This window comes from uncultured Exiguobacterium sp., assembly GCF_964277885.1.
In the GTDB taxonomy this organism is placed as follows: Bacteria; Bacillota; Bacilli; order Exiguobacteriales; family Exiguobacteriaceae; genus Exiguobacterium_A.
On sequence record NZ_CAXYJR010000005.1, the window covers coordinates 1807787 to 1822115 of the forward strand.

The 14329-nt window shown below is 48.0% G+C and carries 17 protein-coding genes; 2 read left to right on the top strand and 15 right to left on the bottom strand.

Annotated features, from left to right (window positions below; genetic code table 11):
- Positions 1-52: 52 nt before the first annotated feature.
- The 7 genes from ACHWTJ_RS11315 to ACHWTJ_RS11345 form a co-directional block, all read right to left on the bottom strand.
- Complete coding sequence (locus ACHWTJ_RS11315; RefSeq protein WP_394679731.1) at positions 53-697, bottom strand: hypothetical protein; 645 nt, start codon at positions 695-697, stop codon at positions 53-55.
- Positions 698-807: 110 nt separating this feature from the next.
- A complete protein-coding gene (locus ACHWTJ_RS11320; RefSeq protein ID WP_055967087.1) occupies positions 808-2109 on the bottom strand; it encodes a pyrimidine-nucleoside phosphorylase in 1302 nt (433 codons plus the stop codon).
- Positions 2110-2155: 46 nt separating this feature from the next.
- Positions 2156-2968, bottom strand: coding sequence for a purine-nucleoside phosphorylase (locus tag ACHWTJ_RS11325; RefSeq protein WP_029341181.1), 813 nt, complete (start codon positions 2966-2968; stop codon positions 2156-2158).
- Between the two features lie 18 nt (positions 2969-2986).
- On the bottom strand, positions 2987-4159 hold the full coding sequence (gene deoB, locus ACHWTJ_RS11330; RefSeq protein WP_394679732.1) for a phosphopentomutase: 1173 nt from the start codon (positions 4157-4159) through the stop codon (positions 2987-2989).
- Positions 4160-4277: 118 nt separating this feature from the next.
- On the bottom strand, positions 4278-5162 hold the full coding sequence (gene xerD / locus ACHWTJ_RS11335; RefSeq protein ID WP_294742582.1) for a site-specific tyrosine recombinase XerD: 885 nt from the start codon (positions 5160-5162) through the stop codon (positions 4278-4280).
- 124 nt (positions 5163-5286) lie between these two features.
- Positions 5287-5769, bottom strand: a complete 483-nt coding sequence (locus tag ACHWTJ_RS11340) for a Fur family transcriptional regulator (RefSeq protein WP_023467675.1) — start codon at positions 5767-5769, stop codon at positions 5287-5289.
- A 101-nt stretch (positions 5770-5870) separates the two neighbouring features.
- Complete coding sequence (locus tag ACHWTJ_RS11345) at positions 5871-6401, bottom strand: NUDIX domain-containing protein (protein ID WP_238240036.1); 531 nt, start codon at positions 6399-6401, stop codon at positions 5871-5873.
- A 168-nt stretch (positions 6402-6569) separates the two neighbouring features.
- Between ACHWTJ_RS11345 and ACHWTJ_RS11350 the strand changes: the two genes are divergently transcribed.
- Both ACHWTJ_RS11350 and ACHWTJ_RS11355 read left to right on the top strand, forming a co-directional pair.
- On the top strand, positions 6570-7424 hold the full coding sequence (locus tag ACHWTJ_RS11350) for an aldo/keto reductase (RefSeq protein WP_294742589.1): 855 nt from the start codon (positions 6570-6572) through the stop codon (positions 7422-7424).
- 67 nt (positions 7425-7491) lie between these two features.
- Positions 7492-8151, top strand: a complete 660-nt coding sequence (locus ACHWTJ_RS11355; RefSeq protein WP_023467672.1) for a type 1 glutamine amidotransferase domain-containing protein — start codon at positions 7492-7494, stop codon at positions 8149-8151.
- A 66-nt stretch (positions 8152-8217) separates the two neighbouring features.
- Here ACHWTJ_RS11355 and ACHWTJ_RS11360 read toward each other — a convergent pair whose 3' ends face one another.
- The 8 genes from ACHWTJ_RS11360 to ACHWTJ_RS11395 form a co-directional block, all read right to left on the bottom strand.
- On the bottom strand, positions 8218-8835 hold the full coding sequence (locus ACHWTJ_RS11360; protein WP_394679733.1) for a hypothetical protein: 618 nt from the start codon (positions 8833-8835) through the stop codon (positions 8218-8220).
- A gap of 79 nt (positions 8836-8914) precedes the next feature.
- A complete protein-coding gene (locus ACHWTJ_RS11365) occupies positions 8915-9451 on the bottom strand; it encodes a PadR family transcriptional regulator (protein WP_294742594.1) in 537 nt (178 codons plus the stop codon).
- Positions 9452-9597: 146 nt separating this feature from the next.
- Positions 9598-10194: an NUDIX domain-containing protein gene (locus ACHWTJ_RS11370; RefSeq protein ID WP_394679734.1), complete on the bottom strand. Its 597-nt coding sequence runs from the start codon at positions 10192-10194 to the stop codon at positions 9598-9600.
- Entirely contained in the window at positions 10191-10772 is a 582-nt protein-coding gene (locus ACHWTJ_RS11375; RefSeq protein WP_238239286.1) for a CDP-alcohol phosphatidyltransferase family protein, read from the bottom strand. The genes ACHWTJ_RS11370 and ACHWTJ_RS11375 overlap by 4 nt, the downstream gene beginning before the upstream one ends.
- 1 nt (position 10773) lies before the next feature.
- Positions 10774-11661 (bottom strand): ABC transporter ATP-binding protein, encoded by an 888-nt coding sequence (locus ACHWTJ_RS11380; protein WP_394679735.1) that lies wholly within the window; start codon positions 11659-11661, stop codon positions 10774-10776.
- Positions 11633-12379, bottom strand: a complete 747-nt coding sequence (locus ACHWTJ_RS11385) for an ABC transporter permease (protein ID WP_394679736.1) — start codon at positions 12377-12379, stop codon at positions 11633-11635. Before ACHWTJ_RS11385 ends, ACHWTJ_RS11380 begins: the two co-directional genes overlap by 29 nt.
- Positions 12376-13134: an ABC transporter permease gene (locus ACHWTJ_RS11390; protein WP_294742602.1), complete on the bottom strand. Its 759-nt coding sequence runs from the start codon at positions 13132-13134 to the stop codon at positions 12376-12378. The genes ACHWTJ_RS11385 and ACHWTJ_RS11390 overlap by 4 nt, the downstream gene beginning before the upstream one ends.
- Positions 13121-14317 (bottom strand): ABC transporter substrate-binding protein, encoded by a 1197-nt coding sequence (locus ACHWTJ_RS11395; RefSeq protein ID WP_294747478.1) that lies wholly within the window; start codon positions 14315-14317, stop codon positions 13121-13123. The genes ACHWTJ_RS11390 and ACHWTJ_RS11395 overlap by 14 nt, the downstream gene beginning before the upstream one ends.
- Positions 14318-14329 lie beyond the last annotated feature (12 nt).

The following is a 14329-nucleotide window of genomic DNA, read 5'->3' on the forward strand; positions in this document are numbered from 1 at the left end:
CCAGTATAACAAATCGAAGAGGAACCGCGTACTCTCATTTTTTCCATCCATCTTACAGCTTCACGAAGATCGAATCTCCGTTCTCAAGCAATTCTCCTTTTTCCGAAACATAATCGACCTTGACTGTCATGTGTTGAAGAATCTTTTGTTCGCGCAACGACTTTGCCCACGCTGTGACCTGCGCTTTATCCTGTTCGTGTCGCTTGCGTGGAACGTCCACTAAGAGCGTCGGAGCGACTTCCTTCCGTAAATAAGCCTCTGAATCAAAACGCGCATCACCTAGCTGCTGTATTTTATCGTTGTCATAAAGTACGGTCACGCTCAATTGATGGTTCAGTTGTTCGAGAGTCGGCGACGGGATCCGTCGCTCTAACCGATCTTCCCAAAGTGACGCATGATACGAGTCAACGAACCTCCCCGACTCCTCTTGTTGATAGACGAAAAACTCAGTATTCGTTTTTTCGTCTATCGCGCGTGCGGCATATTCAAATGGAAAATTGCCCATGTTGTCGTAAAGACTACCGGTCACCTTCGCTTCCGGAAGATGCTGTTCTAAGTAAGTTTTTGCTTTCCGCTGTATTTCAGTCTCTTTCGTTCCATCCGAGTTCATGTCCTGTGTAAAAGCGAAAGTCATCAATAAGGCACCACCTCCGATGATTCCAACTAGACTGGCAATTCCGATCAACCACCGTTTCATACACTCACTCCTAAAATTAGTCATCCTATATTTTTACAATTTTGATTCTATCACAAAAAAAAAAGAGTAGCGGACAAAGTCCACTACTCAAGTATTGCTGATTGGATTGCTTACTGGATGACAGCGTGAACGAGCGGACGTTCTGCCGGTTTCGTTTCACTGATGTGGTACGCGTGATCCATTTTTTCGATTGCTTGATCGAGTGTTTCTTTGTTTGAACGAAGTGTTGCGATGACATCGCCGACTTCGACACGGTCGCCGACTTTCTTGTGTAACGTGACGCTTGCTGCGTGATCGATTTCATCCGCTTTCGTCGCGCGTCCAGCACCGAGGATCATCGCTGCAACACCGACTTCGTCAGCAATGATTTCAGAGACATAACCTGCTTTTGAAGCGACGAATGTTTTTTCGTATTTCGTCTCAAGTGCTTTTGTCATGTCGTCAACGAGTGACGCGTCGCCACCTTGAGCTGCGATGAACTTCTTGAAGACGTCAAGTGCTGCTCCGTTACCGAGACGTGTTTCGAGATCAGCATATGCTTCGTCGAACGTCGGGTAGAAATCACCGAGGACTGCCATGTGTGATGCAATCGTCAAAGCGATGACTTTCAAGTCACGGACATCTTTCCCTTGAAGGACTTCAATCGCTTCCTTGACTTCGTTTGCGTTTCCGATTTCAAAGCCGAGCGGCTGATCCATGTCCGTAATGACAGCAACCGTCTTACGGTTGACACTCTTACCGATCGAAACCATCTCTGTCGCGAGTGCTTTTGCATCTTCGAACGATTTCATGAAGGCACCAGAACCTGTCTTGACGTCGAGTACGATGCTATCTGCTCCTGCTGCGATCTTTTTCGACATGATCGAACTTGCGATCAATGGAATCGAGTTGACCGTCGCTGTGACGTCACGAAGTGCGTAGAGTTTTTTGTCTGCAGGCGTCAGGTTACCCGTTTGACCGATGATCGCCATCTTGATGTCGTTGACTTGTGAAACGAACGCTTCTTCTGAAAGCTCGACGTCAAAACCAGGGAACGCTTCGAGTTTGTCGATGGTTCCACCTGTATGACCGAGTCCACGACCGCTCATCTTCGCAACCGGAATACCGATTGACGCAACGAGTGGTGCGACGATCAAACTGATTTTGTCACCTACGCCGCCAGTTGAGTGTTTGTCGACTTTTTTCCCGTGGATACGTGAAAGGTCGATTACGTCGCCCGAGTTGACCATCGCCATCGTCAAATCAGCGATTTCACGATCTGACATTCCTTGATAGAAAATCGCCATCGACATCGCTGACATTTGGTAATCTGGAATCTCACCATTCGTGAATCCTTCTACCATTGCTTGAATATCAGCTGTTGCGAGTTCGCCACCGTCTCGTTTTGTTGCAATCAAATCTACCATACGCATAATCTAGTTCCTCCTCAGGAGTGGTTTATGAGTTTTAAAACAGTCGTTACATTTTTTTGATCGAACCGCGAACGAGCGATAGGAAGTGTGCGCGGACGCGTTCTGTCGTTTCGATGACTTCATCATGGTGTAACGGTTGATCGAGAATACCTGCTGCCATGTTTGAGACACACGAAATCCCAAGGACTCGCATATCTGAATGACGGGCAACGATGACTTCAGGGACCGTCGACATACCGACGACGTCGCCACCGAGCATCCGTGCCATCTTAACTTCTGCTGGTGTCTCATATGTTGGACCAGTGTTTCCGAAGTAGACACCTTGACGGACACGAATTCCGAGTTCATCCGCTGTTTCCTGTGCAAGACGAAGTAATTCCGCATCATATGGCTTCGACATATCCGGGAAACGTGGTCCCATCTCGTCGACGTTCTTCCCGATCAATGGGTTCGTACCGAAGAAGTTGATGTGATCCGTGATCAACATCAAATCACCTGGTTCGAACGCTTCGTTACAAGCACCCGCTGCGTTCGTAACGATCAATGTCTCAACGCCGATCGCCTTCATGACACGGACTGGGAACGTGACCATATCCATCGAATATCCTTCGTAGAAGTGGAATCGTCCTTGCATCGCAACGACTTGTTTCCCTTCAAGAGTACCGAAGACGAGTTGCCCCGCGTGTCCTTCGACTGTTGATACCGGGAAGTTCGGGATTTCGTGGTATGGAATCGCGATTGGATTTTCAATCTCATCCGCGAGGACACCAAGTCCTGAACCGAGAATTAATCCAATCTCCGGTTTTGCCTGCATCTTGCTTTCTAAAAACGAACGTGTTTCATTCCAGTTGACTGTCATCTGAATCGCTCCCTCGAATTATAGTTCTGTTAAAAAGCTTGTTCCATGTGCCGGCATTTTGACGCCGAAGTTTTCTGCGACCGTCGCTCCAAGATCAGCGAACGTTTCACGGATACCGAGCGGTTTTGCAACACCATTTTTATGATAGGCAAGCAACGGTACATACTCCCGTGTATGGTCTGTTCCAGCATGAACCGGATCGTTTCCGTGGTCAGCCGTGATGATCAAGAGATCGTCTTCGTTTAAGCGAGCAAACACTTCCGGAAGACGCGCATCGAACTCTTCAAGTGCTTGTCCGTAGCCTTGCGGATCACGACGGTGTCCGAACAACGCATCGAAATCAACGAGGTTTAAGAAGCAAAGTCCGTTGAAATCCCGATCGAGTTGCTTCACGAGCTGATCCATGCCGTCCATGTTCGACTTCGTACGGATTGCATCCGTCACGCCTTCGCCGTCATAGATATCAGCAATCTTACCGAGTGAGATGACATCGAGTCCTGCCGTCTCAAGTTCGTTCATGACCGTCCGGTCGAATGGTTTAAGGGCATAGTCGTGACGGTTCGCCGTCCGGACCCACGCTCCTGCTTCACCAAGGAATGGACGTGCGATGATACGACCAAGCATGTACGGGTCATCCCGTGTGATATCACGTGCATATTCACAAATCCGGTACAGTTCCTCTAATGGAACGACTTCTTCGTGTGCTGCGATCTGAAGGACAGAGTCTGCCGATGTATAGACGATCAAGGCGCCTGTCTCGACATGCTCTTGTCCGAGTTCGTCGAGAATTTCCGTACCAGAAGCCGGTTTGTTCCCGATGATTTTCCGTCCTGAGAATTCTTCCAAGCGATGAATCAAATCATCCGGGAATTTTTCAAAGACACGGAATGGTGTATCAATCCGGAGTCCCATGATTTCCCAGTGTCCTGTCATCGTATCTTTCCCCGCAGATACTTCCTGCATTTTTCCGTATGCCGCAAGCGGTGCTTCTTCAGCTGAGACACCTTCGATCGACTCGATATGCGAAAGACCGAGTTTTGCCATGTTCGGCATGTTGAGTCCGTTGCGTTCACGCGCGATATGACCGAGCGTATGCGAACCAAGATCTCCGAACTGTTCAGCGTCCGGTGCTTCTCCGATTCCTACGGAGTCCATGACGATCAAAAATACACGTTTAAATGATTGAGCCATTTGCTGTTCCTCCTATATACAAGCTGTAGTTGTGCGATTCCCGTTACGATTTTTCCCATAAAGGGACTAGACAAAACGCATCATTTGTCTGAAGTCAGACCTTTAAAAGATAGAACCATCACGCCCGTGGATGATGTTTCTTATACACGTCGTGGAGTCGTGCTTTGTTGACGTGTGTATACATTTGTGTCGTCGACAAATCAGCGTGTCCTAGCATTTCTTGTACGACGCGTAAATCTGCACCATTTTCAAGTAGATGGGTCGCGAACGAATGGCGCAGGACGTGTGGTGTGATCTCTTTTTCGATGCCCGCTTCTTTTGCCCGTCGTTTGATCATCTTCCAAAAACCTTGCCGTGACAAGCGATCGCCGCGACTGTTTAAGAAGACATCGTCCGTCTGTTGACCGCCGAGACTGTTTCGCGCGAGATCAAGATATGTCCTGACGCTCTCGATCGACGTCGAACTCATCGGGATGATGCGGGATTTGTTCCCTTTCCCGATACACGACAGATAACCGAGTTCGAGTTGCAAATCGTTCAGCTTCAGCTGGAGCAGTTCGCTGACGCGCATCCCTGTTCCATAGAGAAGTTCAAGCATTGCTGCATCTCGTCGTGTAAGCGGATCGACACCGACGACCGAATCAAGTAAACGTTCGACGTCGGTTTGGCTCCAGACGACGGGTAGCTTCTTCTCCGGTTTCGGTAAATCAAGATGACGAGACGGATCATGCGTCGTTAGTCTCTCTTCGACCAGATATTGATGGAACGAACGGATCGAGCTCGTCGCCCGGCGAACCGTCGATCGTGACTTGCGTGCTTCAAGCAATCGTTCAATATGGTCGACGATATGATGTCGGTGAACCTGTTCGAACGAGGAAACTTCCGCTGTTTCAAGCGTCTGTAAGTATTGATTTAAATCATTTCGATACGCAGCTGCCGTATTCGCGGACATTTGCCGTTCAATCACTAAATAATTGATAAATGCTTCCAGTTGTTCACGCACTGAACTCATCCTCTTCGTTTACGAAATCGCTTACTTTCCCATCATATCAAAGGTGTAAACCGTTGTGAAGAGGTCTGACCTATAAAATTGAAAAAGAAAAACCATCCGAAATTTCGTCGGACGGTCAGACTGTTTGTGTTTGCGATTGTTCCAACGCTTCCCGAGCATGACGCTCTTGGCAGACACGGCAGACGCCATGGAATGTCAGGCGATGATCCTTGATTTTAAAGTGGAATCGGGACACGATTTCTTTCTCTACTTCTTCTAGCATATCGTCTAAAATCTCTTCGACGGATCCGCATTCGATACAGACGAGATGGTGATGCGAATGACTCGCACCTTCTTGTCGTAAATCAAACCGGGATACGCCATCTCCGAAGTTGACTTTATCGACGACTTCAAGCTCCGTCAATAATTCGAGCGTCCGGTAAACCGTCGCAAGTCCGATGTCGGAGTTCTTTTCTTTTACAAGGAGAAAGACATTTTCGGCACTGAGGTGATCCGACTCGTGTTCGAGCAGGACACGCACAGTCGCTTCACGTTGGGGAGTCAGCTTATATCCTTTACCGCTTAGCTGTTTTTTGATGCGTTCTACACGACTTTCCATCATAGCGCCCCCTTTGTTCGAACTGATGCTATTATCATAGCTGATAATCAGTCTTTTTTCAAATTAAAATGATTATCAACTGAAAATCATTTAAATGAGAATCATTTTAAAGTACGAATTTGCCAATGCTGGATCGCCATGATCGTTTTCGCGTCGACGATCGTTCCGTTTGCAACAAGTTCGAGCGCTTCTTCAAGCTTAAGGGTCTTATTCTCAAGGAACTCGTCCTCATCAAGCTGACGATCACCGGCAGTGAGACCAATCGCTTCATAGATATGTACACGCTCACTGCAGAAACCAGGCGCACCGTAGAAATCAAAGACATGTTGTAACTCTTTCGCGACGTACCCTGTTTCTTCCTTTAATTCACGTCCGGCACAATCGAGTGGATCTTCACCCTTCTCGAGTTTGCCCGCTGGTATCTCAATCGATAGACTCTCGAACGCCTTCCGGTACTGTTCGACGACAATCAGATCTCCTTGTTCATCAAAAGCGATGATGGCGACGGCACCATTATGATAGACCAGTTCACGGACCGAGGTATTACCGTTCGGTAACGTGACAACGTGTTTCTCGACATCAAAAACTTTTCCTTCATAGATCACTTCACGTTCAATCGTTTTTTCTTCCATCGGTAGTGTTCCCCTCTTCTATCCTAGTTTACGTTCTCTGTCATGATTAGTATGCCGTTTCCGACGTATTGCCGCAAGACTTCAAAACCGTCTTTTTCATAAGATATGATACACTAGAATGCAGAAGTTCCAAACTTATAGTTCATCTAAGAAAAGAGGGAATTGAACATGTCATTAGGATTAGGTACGATGACGATCTTAAAGCGCGGTCAGGAAGAAGCAACAGCAATCCTGCGGACGGCACTGGACGCGGGTATCACCCACTTCGATACAGCGGACGTCTATGCGAACGGAGCGGTCGAATCGATCATCGGTCAAACCTTCTCACAAGAAGATCGCAGTCGATTGTTTCTCGCCTCAAAAGGAGGAAATCGGATGAACGCGACCGGAACCGGTTGGACATGGGATCCGAGCTATGACTATCTGAAACAAGCTTGTCTTGAAAGTTTGAATCGTCTTGAAACACCTTATCTCGATCTGTATTACGTCCACGGTGGCACAATCGACGACGATCTTGACGCATCGATTCGCGCGATGGAAGACTTAAAAGCAGATGGAAAAATCAAAGAGTACGGTCTGTCGTCATTGCGCCCGAATGTCATCGAATATTGGCTCGAGCATAGTAATTTTTCTTATTTGATGACACCTTATTCATTGTTCGATCGTCGCATCGAAGAGTTATTACCACGCTTAAAAGAAAAAAACATCCAAGTCGTTGCCCGCGGTCCTCTTGCTAAGGGGTTATTGACACACGAAAGTGCTTCACGTCTGCAGTCGGTTGATCGGTTTGAACAATTTGATAAGGAAACGCTTGAAGCGAGTCTACAAAAACTTCAAGATTTCCCGCTTCCGGCGCTTGCGTTGCAAGCAATCGATCAACAGGTCGACATCGTCCTTCCTGGTGCATCGAGCGTGTCACAGCTTCAGGCAAACGTCCAAGCGATGAAAGAGCCGGTCTCACAAGCTCAGATTGACCAAGCGCTTGCTTCGTTGCCGGTCCATCACTATACCGAACACCGGTGAGGTTTAACTCTTTACTTCACCGGGAAACTCCTTCTTTGTAACGTTCATACAGAGGAGGAGTTTTATTATGGCTCGTATTTTAATCGTATCAACAAGCGCAGATGACATGAATGGTCACAAAACAGGATTATGGTTCGAGGAGTTCGCAGCACCATACAACCTTTTCAAGGACGCAGGACATGACGTGACAGTCACGTCGATCAAAGGCGGAGATGTGCCGATCGATAAAGCATCGATCGTCAAAGAAATCTTGCCAAAATTCCAAGATGCGCGCCGTGCGTTGCACGACACGAAAGCACTCTCAGAAGTGGATCCAGCATCATTTGACGCAGTCTACTTCCCAGGTGGTCACGGTGCGGTCGTCGATTTCCCGAACAACCCACAAGTTGCGGGTGCCATCGAAGCTGTCATCAAAAAAGATGGCGTCGTCGCATCAGTTTGTCACGGTCCTGCTGCCTTCGCGCACGTCATGATTGATGGCAAACCATTCGTCTCAGGTCGTCAAATCAACGGCTTTACAGATGAAGAGGAAAAATCAACAGGTCTCGAAGATAAAGTACCATTCTTGCTCGAGACGACACTTCGCGGTGAAGGGGCTACTTTCCTGACATCGGATGCGGGTAAAGAATTCGCAGTCATCGACGGCAACGTCGTCACAGGACAAAACCCGGCTTCAAGTGAAGCGGTCGCGAAACTTGTCCTTGCGAAACTCGCTACACAGGCTTAATCGAGTAGCCTCTATACAAAATGGAGCAGGCGACATCATGCCGTCTGCTCCATTTTTTGACGTGAATTATAGACGGTGAAGCGAATCCAATCGTTTGAGATTGGCTTCTGTCTCACGCTTTTTTTGTTCAAGCCGTTTTAACTCATCCTCGAGTTGTTGTTGTTGAGTTTGCAATGCAGATCGTTCTTCCTCTGTATAGGAACGCGATACTTCTTTTTCTTTGAGATACCACCATTTTTTGATTTTCTCAGGTGGTGGTCCGAGTTCAATCTGTTGCTCATGTTGTTGAACTTCCTCCATTTGTTCCGCATGCGCCAATTGAAGCTGTTCTAATTCCTCTTCATACGCAGTTTGTCTAGCTTCAAGAATCGGTGTCAGGTATGCGAGAATATGCGCAGTAAAGTCTCGTCCGACGACTCGTCGTAACACATCTCGCCGAAGAGAAGCTTCCGAATTGCCCGAGGCATTCTCCCATACGCTCGCATCCGCCTGTTCTAGAATCTCTTCTTCTTCCGCTTCTCCAAGCCAACGTAGTTTCAGTAATAATGGTTCAAGGAGTGCCTCTTCTACATACGCCGTAAATTGCGAATACGACGTCGCTTCTCGCGTCAACGGTTCCTGATGTAAGCGAAATAAGGATTCCGCTTCTTCTTCGATCCAGTCTTCGTAATCATTAAAATACATGGTTTAACTCCTTACTTCATATCATCAAAAATAAGACTGGCTCGAATCCGCCATCTACATGACGGTCGAGCCAGTTTTTTTAGACGTTCGCTCCGCTTTTTTTGATTTCCGCGATCGCCCAATCACACCAGTCCAAGTAATTCAACATCATACGCAAGCCGTACTCACTCGTCAAGGTCTCCCCTAGTGTTGCACCGTTCTCGAGATGATCGTGACGCCAACTTTGCATCATCTCGACGGCAAATTGATGGTGTCGCTTCGATTCTTCTAGATAAGCGACTGCTTCCTCTGGTGGGAGAAGGTGCAAGAGCGAGACACGCATCAAGTTTTCATCCTTCATCTTTGGTTTGAATTCGTTTGGTGTCCGTAACCATTCGACGAGTTCCGTCCGTCCTTTATCCGTGATCGAATAGACTTTTTTGTCCGGCAGATCTTCTTGAACGATATGAACACTCGTCACGAGTTCTGCTTCTTCCATCTTTAACAACTCTCGGTATATTTGTGTATGATGTGCGGTCCAGAAGTGGATCATCTGTTTTTTAAAAGTCGCGCTTAAATCATAACCGGTCGCTTCCCCTTGGGTCAGCAACCCGAGTAGTGCAAATCGTAATGCCACTGGCTGCACCTTCTTTCCTTCTTTTGTATATATACTTAATTATCTCAAATATACCTGAATTTCGCTACTCTCGTGTCGAACAAATGTACGAAAAAAGACCTACATCGACATCACATTCGATCGTAGGTCGTTCTGTGTCATGACTCTTAAGATTTGCTTGGGTTACGTAATCGTTCGATTCCCTGTCGGACATGACTCCAGTACGTAGAAGGATGCGGAACAAATTGACGACGATCGAACCATTCGCCTGTCGTGTCCTGAATGCGCTCGATGGACATGTCCGCGATTCGTTCAAACTGCTCGATTGAAAAAGCAATCAATCGCTTCACTTCTGTTTCCTGGAGGACGTATGCGTCTATCGCTTGATCACTTCGAGCAAGAAAGACATGGCATCGCTCACAGTCCCAGAGCGACGCATCCCGAAACTCCTCTTCCTGGATGCCAAGCGGTATCAATTGATCAAAGGTACATGTCAAACCAATTTCTTCCTCGAGTTCCCGGACACCATCCTCGACTGTCTCATTCGCAAGCAAGTGACCCGCTGCCGTGATATCAAGCATTCCTGGAAAGTCCTTTTTCTGTTCAGACCGTTGCTGGAGCAACACGACGTCCCGTTTTGGATCATAGACAAAACAATGAAACGTTTCATGCCATAGACCTTTTGCGTGGACTTCCGATCGCGGACGCGGTCCAAGCGGATTTCCAGATTGGTCCACTGTCATGATCATCTCTTGTTCACTCATCGTAATACCTTCGACGCTTGATGGAATCGTTCTCCGACCGTATAGAGTTCAGCGATCAAGAAGACGCTTGCGATCCAAATGATAGCGCTTGGGAACAGAATCATCGCCGTCAAGAATAGGAATCCTTCCGTTCGTTCGACCAGTCCCGGTTGATATTGAAACGATTTGTAGCCGTAATTTTCACTGACTGCTCCGATTGCAAGGAACATCGTCATCCCAATGACGAATGATGCGACGAGCAACAGAATAACGACTTGCGTTTCCGGAAACCGAAGTGCAAGACCAATCAATACTGACAGCTCGACGATCCGGTCGAGAACAAGGTCAAGAATCGTGCCGATCGGTGTCGTCTTCTCTTTACGCGCCATCGTCCCGTCGATGACATCGAGCATACCTGAAATCCATAACAAGACAATCGCCGTTCCCATCATGTCGTTATAGACGAAAAAGCCCGTCGCACCACCGATGATGCCGGAGATGATCGTCACCTGTGTCGCCGATAATCCAATTTTCTTAAATAAGGTCGCCCCTTGATCAAACAGGGGTTGAACGATTTTACGCGCACGCGTATCTAACATGTCACCCCTCCTTTCTAACGATATAGCCTTCTTTCTCATGAATCGTCTCGTCTGAAGAGAGTACGAGTCGTTCTCCGGATGCTCGTTCTACTTCGTAGAAACGAACACCGTATTGAATGAGTTCTTTCGTAATCGTAACACGTTCATCCGTTTCCTTCGTCGGTCTTGAGACCAAGTTGACTGCCGTCAACGGATGCCATGTTTCTTCAATCTGAATGCCTTCGCCAAAAAACGGACTTGTCTGACTGAGCGTGATCGGCGTGCCATGATCGACGATTCGCCCCTGTTCTAAGACATAGACGATATCCGCCATCGCCATCGCCTCTTCTCGATCATGCGTGACAAGTAGCGTCGTGACGCCTTGTTCCTCGGTCAACTTTCGGATCAATGTCCGAAGTTCCCGTCGTCTCGGTACATCTAGACTCGAGAATGGTTCATCGAGCAACAAGAAGTCCGGTTGACTCGCCAGCGCACGAGCTAAACTCGCCCGCTGTTGTTCACCACCTGACAGTTCGTGAACAGCACTTTTCCCTCTCCCCTCGAGTCCGACGCGGTGTAACCACGACTCGAGTTCGATTGGTGTTAACTGTTTGGCACCGAGACGAATGTTCTGTTCGACGTTCAGATGCGGAAACAATAACGACCGTTGAAACATCATCGTCACACCTCGTTGATTCGGCGAAAGTGTCGTGACGTCTCGTTCCCCGAATCGAATCATCCCACTCGTCACACGTTCGAGACCCGCAATCAGGCGGAGAAGCGTCGTTTTCCCGCTACCGCTCGGTCCGACTAACGCCACGCATTGCCCAGACGCAATGCTGACATCGATGTCGGACAACACCCGCTTGCTTCCAAATCGTTTATTGACTTGTTGTATCGTGACTTCCATTTAAACGCCTCCGTACGATTCGTATCCAGCTAGAAAAAATAACCGCTTGTAACGCATAAAAAAGGACAGGCAACCCGATCAACCAAAGTGTCGCCTGACGAGCCGCTTCCTGGGAATTACCAGAATACGCCGGAAATACTTCCAGCGCGATCATGCGGACGATTCCACCACCAATCAATGCGACAAGCGCATATTGACTGATCGTGATCACGGTGACGAGTAACGTCACGGATTGTAACGTTGACCGCAACATCGGTCCCGTCAAATAAAACCACCGTTTGAATCGGTTCCCTTCAAGCAAGACCATCTGTTCGAGCATTCGTTCTCCAAGTGCCTGAAATCCGTTCGTGTATAAGCGGACCGTATACGGCAATGTCGGCAGAAGTAACACGAGTAATACGCCGAAAAAACGATCTGCCAAACCGAGCCGGATCCACGTTAAATAGAGACCGAATGATAGCAATAACACGGGAACGAACAACGGTAAACTAATCAAGAACTCTGCCATGCGAATACGCTTCCCTGTTTGAAAGGCGATTGCTTTTCCCGCCATGTATCCGAAGAGATGATTCAACAACACGACGGCACAGATCATTGCGACGGTCGTGCTAAGCGTCGCTTCAAGACGTAGATTCCAAGTCCACTCTCCCGGAATCAATCCGATCAAGGGAACGATGAAGAGAAGAACAACACATAAGATGACACTCGTTTTTTTCATTCGCTTCGCCCCCTACTGATCTTTGTTGCCAGCGGACGGGTTAACCCCGTCATGAGCACGAGTAAGAGGAAGAGTCCACCCGTCAAGACGACACTCATCGCAAAAGCGAGCGGTTGATCCGATAAATCACCTTGAGTGTATAAGTCAAAGGCGTAGACGCCAAGTAATTTCGGATAGGTGACGCCAAGTAATGCCGGAATTTCATACGCAAACGAAATAAAGGCAAGTAAGATAAAACCGGCTTCAAGTATTGGAACGAGCAGGAAAACACCCCGTGCATGCCAGAATCGGCGCACTGGTGATAAACCGAGCATTATACCGAGTTCTTGATAACGTGAATCAAGACGCCGGACCACCGGTAAGAGATAAAAAAAGACGAACGGAATTTCTTTGTACAGATAGGTCAACATGACACTAAAATAATTCCCTTCATGCGGTCCGATGACAGGAACGTCACTGAGATAGAGAATTGCGAGATACGCTGCTCCTAGATGAGGAATGAATAATGGAATTGCAAGCAACGCCGCTAGCCGCGTTCTGCTCAAGATTCGTGCGAGTATCACGCCGATGATCAAAGCGATGATCGTACTGACGATGGCCACATAACTACTGACGGCTAGACTTTCTAAAAAGACGTCATCCGTCAGTAGCTCGTGATAATCGGCGGGTGACGTCATCGAAACACTGACCCATAACCCGTATAAGACCATTCCTGCCATCAAGAGTGCAGCAGGATATGCGTTACCGCGCCACACGAGACGGCCATTCCTTACGGATCATCTCGAAGACCGATGGATCTAGTTCCGTTCGGACTTTCCCTTCAAATACACTTGGCTTCGGCGTCGACGGTGCGGCCGGTACATCAGCGAACTGCTTTTGTTCTGACGATTCAAGTGTCGATAAATCAAGACTTGTTCCGTCGCCCCAGTACGTCGCATCGTATTTTTTCAATTGCGCCTCAGGTGACAACAGCGTATTGATCGTAACGAGTGCGCCTTTCGGGTTCGGTGCGTTGAACGGTACGGAAAGGAAATGGGTCGATGCGATTGAACCATCCTTCAAGACGATCGGACGCGTTTGTTTCGGAAACGTTCCTGACTTCACTTCTTGTTCTGCTCGTCGTTCGTTGAAGCCCATCGTGAAATCAACGTCTCCGTTCGCGTACAACTGATCGAGTTGCGCTAGCGTCTTCGGATACGTCTTGCCTTTTTTCCAGAGGTAAGGCTTGATTTCGTTCAGATAGGCCCATGTCTTCTTGAAGTCTGCCTTCGGGTCTTTCAGAGTCGCGTTCGATTCGACACCATACATGACATGGCGCACGAAGGCATTCCCCGTAAAGTCCGTCACTTCCGGATACGTGAAGCGTCCTGGATTTTCCTTGACCCAAGACTTCAACGCTTTCAAATCGGTCGGTGGCGACTTCACGTCAGCTGCGTCATAGTGCAATGTGTACTGGACTTTCCCCCACGCGGCTTCAAGACTCTCTGTTTTCGTGCCGCTATCTGAACTTTGGGCAGCAGCATCGACATACTTCATGTTCGGGAGTACTTTTGTGATTTCGCCATACAGTAAATCATCTTTTTTGGCATTCAAGAAATTATCGCCATTGATCCAGACGACATCGATGACACCTTTTTCCTTACCTGCCTGCTTCTCAGCACGCAGTTTTTGAATGATATCCGCCGTCTCGATCGGTACGCGTTCTAACGTGATGTTGTGTTCCTTCTTCAAACGCGGTGCTACGTATTCATCGATGTAAGCATTGATGCCTTCATCGCCACCCCACATGTACATCCGAACCGTTGATTTTTCTGCTTCTTTTTCAATCGTCTGATAAGAAGTCCCTAAGACATTCTTCGGTTCCGGTGTCGCATCCGGAGTACCACAGCCTGCGAGCAGCGTACCTAGGGCAAGAAAGCTGATTACCTTTTTTTTCATTTGTCGTTCTCC

What these genes read in the sequence shown, in the direction of transcription:
- ACHWTJ_RS11355 (WP_023467672.1), top strand. Translation starts at nt 7,492, where the DNA reads ATGGCTCGTATTTTAATCGTATCAACAAGCGCAGATGACATGAATGGT.
- ACHWTJ_RS11325 (WP_029341181.1), bottom strand. Translation starts at nt 2,968, where the DNA reads ATGACAGTCAACTGGAATGAAACACGTTCGTTTTTAGAAAGCAAGATG.
- ACHWTJ_RS11375 (WP_238239286.1), bottom strand. Translation starts at nt 10,772, where the DNA reads ATGTTAGATACGCGTGCGCGTAAAATCGTTCAACCCCTGTTTGATCAA.
- ACHWTJ_RS11350 (WP_294742589.1), top strand. Translation starts at nt 6,570, where the DNA reads ATGTCATTAGGATTAGGTACGATGACGATCTTAAAGCGCGGTCAGGAA.
- ACHWTJ_RS11360 (WP_394679733.1), bottom strand. Translation starts at nt 8,835, where the DNA reads ATGTATTTTAATGATTACGAAGACTGGATCGAAGAAGAAGCGGAATCC.
- ACHWTJ_RS11380 (WP_394679735.1), bottom strand. Translation starts at nt 11,661, where the DNA reads ATGGAAGTCACGATACAACAAGTCAATAAACGATTTGGAAGCAAGCGG.
- ACHWTJ_RS11395 (WP_294747478.1), bottom strand. Translation starts at nt 14,317, where the DNA reads ATGAAAAAAAAGGTAATCAGCTTTCTTGCCCTAGGTACGCTGCTCGCA.
- ACHWTJ_RS11345 (WP_238240036.1), bottom strand. Translation starts at nt 6,401, where the DNA reads ATGGAAGAAAAAACGATTGAACGTGAAGTGATCTATGAAGGAAAAGTT.
- deoB (WP_394679732.1), bottom strand. Translation starts at nt 4,159, where the DNA reads ATGGCTCAATCATTTAAACGTGTATTTTTGATCGTCATGGACTCCGTA.
- ACHWTJ_RS11315 (WP_394679731.1), bottom strand. Translation starts at nt 697, where the DNA reads ATGAAACGGTGGTTGATCGGAATTGCCAGTCTAGTTGGAATCATCGGA.
- ACHWTJ_RS11320 (WP_055967087.1), bottom strand. Translation starts at nt 2,109, where the DNA reads ATGCGTATGGTAGATTTGATTGCAACAAAACGAGACGGTGGCGAACTC.
- ACHWTJ_RS11340 (WP_023467675.1), bottom strand. Translation starts at nt 5,769, where the DNA reads ATGGAAAGTCGTGTAGAACGCATCAAAAAACAGCTAAGCGGTAAAGGA.
- ACHWTJ_RS11370 (WP_394679734.1), bottom strand. Translation starts at nt 10,194, where the DNA reads ATGAGTGAACAAGAGATGATCATGACAGTGGACCAATCTGGAAATCCG.
- ACHWTJ_RS11385 (WP_394679736.1), bottom strand. Translation starts at nt 12,379, where the DNA reads ATGAAAAAAACGAGTGTCATCTTATGTGTTGTTCTTCTCTTCATCGTT.